This is a genomic window from Micromonospora sp. HK10, from assembly GCF_000982955.1.
Taxonomy (GTDB): Bacteria; Actinomycetota; Actinomycetes; order Mycobacteriales; family Micromonosporaceae; genus Micromonospora.
Genome location: NZ_KQ058703.1, coordinates 1 through 10,695, shown reverse-complemented (window position 1 = coordinate 10,695; position 10,695 = coordinate 1). Strand labels below are relative to the sequence as shown.

Annotated in this window: 8 protein-coding genes; 2 read left to right on the top strand and 6 right to left on the bottom strand. The window is 76.1% G+C overall.

Annotated features, from left to right (window positions below; translation table 11 throughout):
* The 4 genes from LQ51_RS05765 to LQ51_RS05750 form a co-directional block, all read right to left on the bottom strand.
* The coding region (locus tag LQ51_RS05765) for a DNA polymerase III subunit beta family protein (protein WP_046563620.1) at positions 1-586 on the bottom strand (586 nt) is incomplete at its 3' end.
* Between the two features lie 47 nt (positions 587-633).
* The gene (locus LQ51_RS05760; protein ID WP_046563619.1) at positions 634-1,809 is read right to left on the bottom strand and encodes a saccharopine dehydrogenase family protein; all 1,176 of its coding nucleotides are present in this window, start codon (positions 1,807-1,809) and stop codon (positions 634-636) included.
* 31 nt (positions 1,810-1,840) lie between these two features.
* Entirely contained in the window at positions 1,841-2,983 is a 1,143-nt protein-coding gene (locus LQ51_RS05755) for an alcohol dehydrogenase catalytic domain-containing protein (protein WP_046563618.1), read from the bottom strand.
* Positions 2,980-3,417, bottom strand: a complete 438-nt coding sequence (locus tag LQ51_RS05750; RefSeq protein WP_369799824.1) for a hypothetical protein — start codon at positions 3,415-3,417, stop codon at positions 2,980-2,982. The genes LQ51_RS05755 and LQ51_RS05750 overlap by 4 nt, the downstream gene beginning before the upstream one ends.
* A gap of 189 nt (positions 3,418-3,606) precedes the next feature.
* Here LQ51_RS05750 and LQ51_RS05745 point away from each other — a divergent pair, with 189 nt between their 5' ends.
* Positions 3,607-6,510 (top strand): LuxR C-terminal-related transcriptional regulator, encoded by a 2,904-nt coding sequence (locus LQ51_RS05745; protein ID WP_046563616.1) that lies wholly within the window; start codon positions 3,607-3,609, stop codon positions 6,508-6,510.
* A gap of 83 nt (positions 6,511-6,593) precedes the next feature.
* Here LQ51_RS05745 and LQ51_RS05740 read toward each other — a convergent pair whose 3' ends face one another.
* Together LQ51_RS05740 and LQ51_RS05735 are read right to left on the bottom strand one after the other, a co-directional pair.
* Complete coding sequence (locus LQ51_RS05740; RefSeq protein ID WP_046563615.1) at positions 6,594-7,145, bottom strand: DsbA family protein; 552 nt, start codon at positions 7,143-7,145, stop codon at positions 6,594-6,596.
* Between the two features lie 141 nt (positions 7,146-7,286).
* Positions 7,287-7,964 carry a BON domain-containing protein gene (locus LQ51_RS05735; RefSeq protein ID WP_046563614.1) on the bottom strand — a complete coding sequence of 226 codons (678 nt, stop codon included), beginning with the start codon at positions 7,962-7,964 and terminating at the stop codon, positions 7,287-7,289.
* A 257-nt stretch (positions 7,965-8,221) separates the two neighbouring features.
* Here LQ51_RS05735 and LQ51_RS05730 point away from each other — a divergent pair.
* Positions 8,222-10,695 (top strand): beta propeller repeat protein (locus tag LQ51_RS05730; protein WP_046563613.1); only part of this gene is annotated, 2,474 nt, incomplete at its 3' end.

Here is a 10,695-nt window from a genome sequence, read left to right as displayed (position 1 = left end):
GGGCGCGCAGCGCGGCGACCGCGTCGACCGGGAGCAGCGCGCGCAGCGCCGGCCCGTCGACCGTCGCGACCACCCGCGCCACGGCCAGCCGGTGGCGGTCGGTGGCGACCAGCCGGACACCGTCCGGTTCGACGTCCAGCAGCACGCCGGCCAGCACCGGCAGTTCCGGGTCGGAGCCGACGGCGAAGCGGACGGCGTCGACGGCGGCGGCCAGGTCGGCGCGGGACAGCACGAGACGGGTGGTCACGGGGAACTCCTCCGGTTCGATCAGCGTACGGATCCGGGAGAGCTCACGGCGGGCGTCGGCGAGGCCGTCCTCCAGCCGGCGCAGGTGCGCGTCCAGCAGCCGGTGCACGGCGGCCGGCCGGTGCCGGTCCCGCAGCGCCTCGGCGATCCCCGCCAGCGGCATCCCGACCCGGCGCAGCCCGGCCACCAGCCGGGCCGGGGCCACCTGCTCGTCGGTGTACCAGCGGTAGCCGGTGACCGGGTCGACGAAGGCCGGCACCAGCACCCCGGACCGGTCGTAGAACCGCAGCGCGCTGATCGTCAACCCGCTGGCCCGGGCCAGCTCGCCGATGCTGCGCAGGTCGCTCTCCACGACGTCGGATCCTGGGCCCTCAACCCGGTCGAGGGTCAAGCGCCGACCACCCGGAAGGTCATTCCCGCCCGGACCAGGCGGTCCAGCAGGGCGTCGCCCATCGCGGTCACCGTGGTCACCTGACCGGCGGTCGGCGGGAGGTCGTCGAAGGCCAGGCAGAGCGCCGACTCGGCGAGCATCTTCGCGGTCTCGTCGTACCCGGGATCCCCGCCGGCCACCTCGGTGCGCACCGTCCGTCCGCCGCCGGTGCCGACGAACTGGACCTGGAACCAGGACTTCGCCCGCTGCTGCGCGCTCGGACCCTGCCCGGAGGAGAGCCGGCCGAGCAGCCAGCGCCGCGTCGGCGGCAGCTTCACCAACCCGACCAGGCCGGCCAGGCCCACCCCCGCGGCCAGCACCGTGGGCAGCCGTTTCACCGCGGCGAAGTGCCGGTAGCGGAAGTCCGGGCCGTACTCCGGCCGGGCCGCCGCCGACCGGCGGACCACCTGCGGGTCGATGGTCGGCAGCGGCACCGCCCACATGCCGATCCCGGTGGCCCGGCCGACCTTTCCGGGCACCGCCCGGACCCGGCGCCCCGTCGGCCGCGGCTCGACGGACCTGCGGGCCTTCGCCGCGCGGCTCGTCTGCGCCGTGCGGGAGAACGCGGTCAGCGCCGAGTGGTACGTCCCGGCGGAGAACCGGCCGCCGGCCCGCACGTAGCCGTCCACGGTCACCGGCCCGTCCGTCGGCAGCTGCCGGATGGTGAACCAGACGCCCAGGTCGTGCGGGATCGAGTCGAAGCCGCAGGCGTGCACCAGCCGCGCGCCGGTACGGACCGCCTCGGCGTGGTGCCGGACATACATGAGGTCGACGAACTCCGGCTCGCCGGTGATGTCGAGATAGTCGGTGCCGGCGGCCGCGCACGCCGCGACCAGCGGCTCGCCGTGGTGCACGTACGGGCCGACGGTGGTGGCGACCACCCGGGCGGCCTCCGCGACGGCGCGCAGCGACGCCGGATCGGTGACGTCAGCGGTCAGCAGCGGCAGCTCCGCCAGGTTGGCGTCGATGGCGACGAGGCGGTCCCGCACCGCCGCCAGCTTGCCCGGGTTACGGCCGGCGAGCGCCCAGCGCAGCCCGTCCGGGGCGTGCCGGGCCAGGTACTCGGCGGTCAGGCCGCCGGTGAATCCGGTGGCGCCGAAGAGGACGAGGTCGTACGGGCGGTCGTCGCGCATCCGCCGAGTGTGCCACCACCGGGCCGACGGATCACGGGGAGAAGACCACCCGTACACAGCCGTCCGCCCGGTCCCGGAACAGCGCGTAGCCGTGCGCGGCCCGCTCCAGCGGCAGCCGGTGGGTGGCCAGGTGCTCGGTCCGCAGCTCGTCGCGGGCCATCCGGTCCAGCAGGGTCGGGATCCAGCGCTGTCCGTGCTGCCGGCCACTACGCACGGTCAGCCCCTTGGCCAGCATCGCGCCGAGCGGAACCGCGTCGGTGCCGCCCGTCCAGGTGCCGAGCACCACCACGGTGCCGCCCTTGCGGCAGGCCTGCACCGCCTCGCGCAGCGCCGTCGGCCGCTCCCCGAGGTCGCCGCGCCGGCCGAACCGTCCCCGCCGGTCGGCCCCCATGCCGACCGCCTCCACGCACACGTCGGGGCCCCGGCCGCCGCTGCGTTCCCGCAGTTCGGCGAGGACGTCCACGTAGCGGTAGTTGAGCGGCTCCGCGCCGGCGTGCCGGGCGGCCATCCGGAGCCGCTGGTCGTCGTCGTCCACGATCACCACCCGGGCCGCGCCGCGCAGCACCGCCGCCCCGGCGGTGAGCTGCCCCACCGCGCCCGCGCCCCAGACCGCCACCACGTCGCCGGGCGCCACCTCGCCCAGTTCGGCGCCCATCCAGCCGGTCGGCGCGGCCTCGGCGGCAAAGACCGCCCGGTCGTCGCTGACCGCCTCGGGCACGGTGAACGCGCCCACGTCGGCGTAGGGCACCCGGACGTACTCGGCGTGGCTGCCGGCGAAGCCGCCGGACCGGGTGGGATGGCCGTAGCAGCCGGCGGCGCTTTCGCCCCAGGTCGACCCGGTGGCCGCCGGGGTGCCGTTGTCGCAGCAGCCGTAGTTGCCCTGCCGGCAGTACCAGCAGGCGCCGCAGGCGATGGAGGCGCCCACCACCACCCGGTCGTCGACCCGGTGCCGGCGCACCTCCGGCCCGACCTCGACCACCTCGCCGACGAACTCGTGCCCGAGCACGTCGCCGACGGCCAGGTCGGGGATCCGGCCGGCCAGCAGCGGCAGGTCCGCCCCGCAGGTGGCGCTGCGGCGCATCCGGACGATCATGTCCTGGGCGTTGCGCAGCTCCGGGTCGGGGACCTGGCGTACCGCCAGCCCGTCGGTGCCCGCCCAGCAGAGCGCTCTCACCCGGCCGTCCCCGGGCGGTCCAGCCGGGAGCGGTCGGCGCGCAGCACCTCGCCGGTCTCGGCGAGCTGCTTGACCTCCCGCAGCACCTGCCGCACGAACCGACCGGGCTCCTCCCCGACCAGGTGGGCGGCGATCCCGGGCAGCTCCGGCTCCCCGCCGAGCGGCCGTGCCGCCAGCTCGGTGCCGCGCCCGCCGGGCGCCGGCCGGGCAGACAGCTCCACCGCCCCGTCGAGTCGGCGCAGTGGTTCCGGCCACCGCCCGCCGGGGAGCACCTCCTCGGGCCGGCCGCCCACCGTGACCACCTGCCAGCGTCCGGGCCGCGGATCGGTCCCGGCCGGGCCCGACCGGATCCCTTCCCGGCGTACGAGGGCGCGCGCGGCGGTCACCCCGGCCGCGACCACCAGGGCGAGCACGCCACCGGTCAGCCGTCCCATCCGTGCCACCTGTTCCTCCCGTCGTCGCGGGGCGCCGGGCGGCCGGTCACGCGCGGCCGGCCGCCCGCGTAGCTCCAGGGTCGGGCCGGACCGGGTGAAGCGGGCTCGCCCCGAAGGGGTGAACCGGTCCGGGCCGGGTAACCGCGCACCGCACGGCCGCGGGGGAGTGGACGCGACGGGGGAGGGCGCATGCCGCAGGAGGCTGACCGCGTCGAGGTGGCCGGAACGCCCGGCGACGTCACCGTGCCGGCGGCTGCCGCGCCGGGCGGGCCGCCGCTGCTGGCGTCCCGGTTGGCCGCGCCCGCGCCGCCCGGGCCACTGCTGCTGCGGCCGCGACTGGTGGACCTGCTGGAAGCCGGAACGGCCGGCCCGGTGACCCTGGTCGCCGCGCCGGCGGGCTGGGGCAAGACCACCCTGCTCGCCGCCTGGGCACGCGCCACCCGGGCCGGGCCGCCGCCCGCCTGGGTGTCGGTCGAAGGCGGGGACACCGGGGAACGGCTCTGGTCCTACCTGGCGGCCGCCCTGCGCGGCGCCGTCACGGGAGCGCCCGAGCCGGGCGGGTCACCGGTGCCGGACGTCCCGCCCCGTCCTGACCAGCTCGAACTGCTCGCCGCCGCACTCGCCGCCCGGGACCGTCCGGTGCTGCTGGTCCTCGACGACCTGCACCGGATCACCGACCCCGGCGCGCTCTCCGGCCTGGAGTTCCTGCTCCGGCACACCGAGGGGCGGCTGCGGCTGGTGGTCGGGGCGCGGACCGAGCCGCCGCTGGCGCTGCACCGCTGGCGGCTGGCCGGAGAGCTGACCGAACTCGGGCCGGCGGAGCTGGCGTTCACCGACGACGAGGTGGCCGACCTGCTGGTGGCGCACGGCGTGCCGCTGCCCGCCGCGGTGGTGCCCCGGCTGCGCGACCGCACCGGCGGCTGGCCGGCCGGGCTGCGCTTCGCCGCGCTGGCGCTGCACGGCGGGGCCGACCCGGCGTGGGCGGTCGAGCGGTTCGGCGGCGACCAGCCGGACGTGGCCGGGTACCTGCGCGACGAGGTGCTGGCCCCGCTGGACCCGGACGCCCGGGACGTGCTGCGGCGCAGCGCCGTCGCGGCGGCCGTCTGCGCCGACCTCGCGGAGGCGGTGACCGGGCGGGCCGACGCCGGGCAGGTGCTGGCCGACCTGGCCCGGCCGGGCGGTTTCGTGCACCACGACGGGGGCGCACCGCCCTGGTACCGGTGCCATCAGCTGCTGGCCGAGGTGCTCCGCGACGAGCTGGCCCGGCTGCCCCAGGACGAGCTGCGGGAGCTGCACCTGCGGGCGGCCGGCTGGTACGCGGGCAACGGCCGGCCGGCCGAGGCGTTGCGGCATGCGCTGGCCGCCGGCGACTGGGACCGGGCCGTCGAGCTGCTGGTCACCCGCTGGCCGGAGCTGTTGCCGTACGACGGGGACGACCGGGCCGGCCCACCGCCCGCCGCGCCGCCCGCGGCGGCGGTCCGTCGGGATCCGGAGCTGGCGCTGGCCTGCGCCGTCGAGCGGGCGTACGCCGGGGATCTCGACGCCGCCGCCGGGCACCTGCGGGAGGGCGCCGGCCACGCCGACGACCTGCCCGCCCCGCGCCGGGACCGGGTCCACCGGCTGGCCGTCGCGCTGGACCTCACCCTGGCCCGACTCGCCGGCGATCATGCGGAGGTACGCCGGGCCGCGGCCCGGCTGCGCGCCACCGGTCCGGTACCGGCCGGGTCGGGCGATCCGCGCGCGGGTGCCGGGGAGGAGGCCGACGTCCGGGCGGTCGCCGAGACCGCGCTGGGCCTGGTGGCGCTCGCCGAGGGGGCGTTGACCACCGCCGGGGAGCGGTTCGCCGAGGCGCTGGCCGCCGCCCGGGAGGCGGGCCGGCCGCGCACCGAGCTGGTCTGCGCCAGCCGGTCGGCGGTGCTGGACGCGGCCCGCGGTGAGCTGCGGGCGGCCGAGCGGACCGCCCGGGAGGCGCTGGCGATGCCGCCCGGTCGGGGCTGGTCGGGCCAGGTGGACCGGGGGTACGCGTACCTGGCGCTGGCCCTGGTCGCGGGGGAGCGGGACGATCCGACGGAGGCCGCGGCGAACCTGGCCCTGGCCGGCCCGGCCACCGCGGCGCCGAGCGCGGCGGCGCTGGCCGCGCTCTGCCGGGCTGAACTGCTCGTCGCGGCGGGTGAGCCGGCCGCCGCCCTGCGCACCCTCGGGGCGGCGCGGGAGGCCGCGCCCGGGGTGGAGCCGGTCGCCGCGCTGACCGCCGCCGAGGCGCAGGTGCGCGCCGCGGTCGGCGACGTGGACACCGCCCGCACCCTGCTCACCGACGCGCTACGCCGCCCGCCCGCCCCGCCCGACGGCGCCGGGCCGGTGCGGCCGCTCGGGTCCGCCCCGGACGGGTTGACGGGGACCGGTCCGGCCGCGCGGGACGGGCGCGACGCCGGGGCGGGTACGGCCGGGTCGGCCCGGGACGCGGACGAGGCCGGGCCGGGCCCGGCGGTGGCCGGGGCGGTGGCGGCGGCGTTGGGGTTGGCGCTGGCCCGGGTCGAGCTGCGGGCCGGGGACCCGCGGGCCGCCGAGCGGGCGCTGCCCGACTGGGCCGGGCCGGACGCCCGGTCGTGGCCGCAGCCGGTACGGGTCCGCGCCGGCCTGCTCGACGCCGTGCTGGCCCGCGACGGGGGCGACGAGCGGCGGGCCGGGCGGATCCTCGAGCAGGTGCTCGACCTGGCCGCGCCGGAGGGGTACCGGCGCGACTTCACCCGCCCCGAGCCGGGGGTACGCGACCTGCTCGCCGCCCATCTCGACTCGGGCACCGCGCACTGGGCGACGGTGAGCGAGCTGGTCCGGGGCGCCGACGAGCGGGACGCCGACGGGGCGGCGGAGCGGGCCCCGGCCCCGGCGCGGGCGCTGGACGAGCCGCTCACCGAGCGGGAGCTGACCATCCTGCGTTACCTGCAGAGCATCCTGTCCAACGTGGAGATCGCCAGCGAGCTGTCGCTGTCGGTGAACACGGTGAAGACCCACGTGCGCAACATCTACCGCAAGCTCGACGCGACCCGCCGGCGCGAGGCGGTCCGGCGGGCGCGGGAGCTGCGGTTGATCTGACCGGCCCGCCGCCCGCCGGGGTCGGCGGGCGGCGGTAGGTGGACCGCGGTAGGTGGACGGCGGTAGGTGGGCGGCGGGCGGTCTCAGGGCTGCTCGGCGGCGTCGACGGCGGCCAGCAGTTCGGCCAGGTCGTACCCGCCGTCGTGGCGGACGTCGTTGACGAAGAGCGTCGGGGCGGCGGTCACCCCGCTGCGGATGCCGCCCACGAAGTCCCGCCGGACCCGGTCCGCGTGCGCCTGCCGGCTGACCTCCCCGGCGATCTCGTCCGGCGGCAGCCCGAGCTGCTCGACGCCGAGCGACAGGTGCACCGGGTCGAGCTGGTCCTGGTGCTCGTAGAGCCAGTCGTGCAGCTCCCAGAACCGGCCCCGTACGGCGGCGGCCTCGGCCGCCTCCGCCGCGCTCTCCGCGTACGGGTGCACGTTGGCGATCGGGAAGTGCCGGTAGACCAGCCGGACGCTGTCGGCGCGCTGGCGCAGCACCTCGGCCAGGTTCGGGTACGCGGCCCCGCAGAACCGGCACTGGAAGTCGCCGTACTCGACGATGGTGACCGGTGCGTCCGCCGGCCCCCGCGCGTGGTCCGCCTCGCTCACCGGCACGTGCAGCCGGGCGCTGGTCACCTGCAGTGGCGTGGTCATCGGGTCATCCCGTCCGGGTCGACGGCAGGGTGGCCCCGGGCGCGGTACGCCCGGGTCGGCGCGGGCCGTTCGGTTCAGTCATGTCTCCGACCGTGGCCCGCGAGCGGGTGAGCGGGGATCACCCGCCCCGGGTGGTCCGGCTCAGCCGCCGACCGTCACGTGGTTGTGCACCTCCCGGATGCCGGGCGCGGACCAGACGATCCGTTCGATCTCTTCGCGCTCCGGGACGGAGTGCACCAGGCCGGCGAGCACGGCGGTGTCGCCGTGTACCCGCACGCTGATCCCCTCGGCCTCGGTGGCGCGGTTGCGGGCCAGCGCGTCCACGATCCGCTCGGCCAGCTCGCGCCCGTCGGAGCGGGTGCCGGGCCGGACGGTGATCCCGTTGCTCACCCCGCGTACGCCGGTGAGCCGGCCGACGGCCCGCTCGGCGGCCCGGCGCTGGTACTCCCACTCGACCTCGCCGTGCAGGGTGACCCAGCCGTCGGCGACGGTCACGTCCAGTGCCTCGAGCGGCACGAAGGCGTCCCACTCCAGAGCCCGGCTGGCGGCGGTGGCGATCTCCGGGTCGCTCTTCTCGGCGGAGGTGGCGATCCGGACGGCGAGGTCGTTGGCGACCGCCCGGACCCGGGTGACCCGGTGGGCGGCGCGTTCGGCGGCCCATTTCTTCGCGTAGCTGTCGACCCAGCCGGTCAGCGTGACGACCCCTTCGGTGACGGTCACCCCGATCTCGTTGGGGCGTACCCGGGGCTCCCAGGTCAGCTCGTCGAGCACGTCGGACTGGATGTCCTGGTCGGTACGGGCGATCGTCGCGGTGGCCATGCGATGGCTCCCTCCGGATCGGTTTTTCGGGCGCAGGTGTGGCGGCTGCGGCACGCACACCCGCAGCACCGATCCTGTCCACACCCCGGGTGACCTGCCCTCATCCCATCCGGGTGGGACGAGTTAGTTGGGAACGCTTCCAAATTCGACGGCCGGGCGGTTAGGGTGGGTGTCCCTCGGCTGCGGGAGCCGCGTTCGCCGACGGGGAGCCCGGGCAGCTCCCCACCGTCCCCGCGCACCCCGAGAGGAACTCCCCCATGCGCAGAAGTCTCGCCAGCGCGGCCGCCGCCGCGCTGGCCGCCACGGCGGCCGCCGTCGTCGTGCAGTTCGCCGCCACTCCCACCGTCCCGGCGGCCGCCGCCGCGGCCGAGCCGTACTCCTGGAAGAACGTCCGGATCGACGGCGGCGGCTTCGTGCCCGGCATCGTCTTCAACCAGACCGAGAAGAACCTGATCTACGCGCGCACCGACATCGGCGGGGCGTACCGCTGGGAGCAGGCCAGCCAGTCCTGGACGCCGCTGCTGGACCACGTCGGCGCGGACCGGTGGGGCTGGAACGGCGTGCTGAGCCTCGCCACCGATCCGGTGCAGACCAACCGGGTGTACGCCGCCGTCGGCATGTACACCAACGACTGGGACCCGAACAACGGGGCGATCCTGCGCTCCACCGACAAGGGCGCCACCTGGCAGGCCACCGAGTTGCCGTTCAAGAACGGCGGCAACATGCCGGGCCGCGGCATGGGGGAGCGGCTGGCGATCGACCCGAACAAGAACAGCATCCTGTACTACGGCGCCGAGGGCGGCAACGGCCTGTGGCGCAGCACCGACTACGGGGTGACCTGGGCCAAGGTGACCGCGTTCCCGAACGTCGGCAACTACCGGGCCGACCCGAACGACAGCACCGGCTACCAGAGCCAGAACCAGGGCCTGACCTGGGTCGCCTTCGACAAGAGCACGGGTACGGCGGGCAACGCCACGCAGACCGTCTACGTCGGGGTGGCCGACAAGCAGAACCCGGTCTACCGGAGCACCAACGGCGGCGCCACCTGGGAGCGGATCGCCGGCCAGCCCACCGGCTACCTGGCCCACAAGGGGGTGGTCGACCCGGTCGGCGGCTACCTCTACATCGCCACCAGCGACACCGGCGGCCCGTACGACGGGGGCAAGGGTGACGTGTGGAAGTTCAACCGGGCCACCGGCGCCTGGACGCAGATCAGCCCGATCCCGTCGTCGAGCGGCGACGCCTACTTCGGCTACTCCGGCCTGACCATCGACCGGCAGCACCCGAACACCCTGATGGTCGCCACCCAGATCTCCTGGTGGCCGGACGCGATCTTCTGGCGCAGCACCGACGGGGGCGCGACCTGGACCCGGATCTGGGACTTCACCAGCTATCCGAACCGGAGCAAGAAGTACACGATGGACATCAGCTCGGTGCCGTGGCTGACGTTCGGCGCGAACCCCGCGCCGCCCGAGGAGACCCCGAAGCTGGGCTGGATGAACGAGTCGCTGGAGATCGATCCGTTCAACAGCGACCGGATGATGTACGGCACCGGCGCGACGATCTACGGCACCACCGGCCTGACGAAGTGGGACACCGGCGGCACGTTCACCATCACCCCGATGGTGAAGGGGCTGGAGGAGACCGCGGTGCTCGACCTGGTCAGCCCGCCGTCGGGCGCGCCGCTGGTCAGCGGGCTCGGCGACATCGGCGGGTTCCGGCACACCGACCTGACCGCGGTGCCGGCGATGATGTTCACCCAGCCGGTCTTCACCAGCACCACGAGCCTGGACTACGCCGAGACCAAGCCGGCGGTGCTGGTGCGGGCCGGCAACTTCACCGACTCCGACCGGCCCAACGACAGCCACGTCGCGTTCTCCACCGACGGCGGCGCGAACTGGTTCCAGGGCACCGAACCCGGCGGGATCAACAACGGCGGCACGGTGGCCGCGTCCGCCGACGGCAGCCAGTTCGTCTGGGCGCCGGCCGACGCCGGCCAGCCGGTGGTCCGCTCGGTGGGCTTCGGCAACTCGTGGACGGCGGCCACCGGCATCCCGGCCAACGCCACGGTCGAGTCCGACCGGGTCAACCCGAACAAGTTCTACGGCTTCAGCAACGGGAAGTTCTACCTGAGCACCAACGGTGGGGCGGCCTTCACGGCCACCGCCGCGACCGGTCTGCCGAGCACCGGGGTCAAGTTCAAGGCGCTGCCGGGCGCCGAGGGCGACATCTGGCTGGCCGGCGAGGGCGGGCTCTGGCGCTCCACCAACTCGGGGGCCAGCTTCGCCCCGGTGACCGGCGTCTCCACCTCGATCAACGTGGGCTTCGGCAAGGCCGCGCCGGGGCGGACGTACCCGGCGCTGTTCGTGATCGGCACGGTGGACGGCAAGCACGGCGTCTACCGATCCGACGACACCGGCGCGAGCTGGGTGCGGATCAACGACGACCAGCACCAGTACGGCAACGCCGGCGAGGCGCTGACCGGTGACCCGCGCGTCTACGGCCGGGTCTACCTGGGCACCAACGGCCGGGGCATCCTGGTCGCCGACCGGTTGGGCGGCACCCCCAGCCCGACGCCGACCTCGGCCAGCCCGTCGCCGACCTCGGCCAGCCCGTCGCCCACCTCCCAGAGCCCGACGCCGACCCCGACGTCGCCCAGCCCCACGCCGGGCGGCAGCGGCTGCGCGGCCGCGTACGCCGTGACGAACTCCTGGCCCGGCGGCTTCCAGGC

Bases quoted from the DNA above. Each gene is read 5' to 3' on its own strand.
- LQ51_RS05760 (WP_046563619.1), bottom strand. From the start codon at position 1,809: ATGCGCGACGACCGCCCGTACGACCTCGTCCTCTTCGGCGCCACCGGA.
- LQ51_RS05750 (WP_369799824.1), bottom strand. From the start codon at position 3,417: ATGGGACGGCTGACCGGTGGCGTGCTCGCCCTGGTGGTCGCGGCCGGG.
- LQ51_RS05740 (WP_046563615.1), bottom strand. From the start codon at position 7,145: ATGACCACGCCACTGCAGGTGACCAGCGCCCGGCTGCACGTGCCGGTG.
- LQ51_RS05735 (WP_046563614.1), bottom strand. From the start codon at position 7,964: ATGGCCACCGCGACGATCGCCCGTACCGACCAGGACATCCAGTCCGAC.
- LQ51_RS05745 (WP_046563616.1), top strand. From the start codon at position 3,607: ATGCCGCAGGAGGCTGACCGCGTCGAGGTGGCCGGAACGCCCGGCGAC.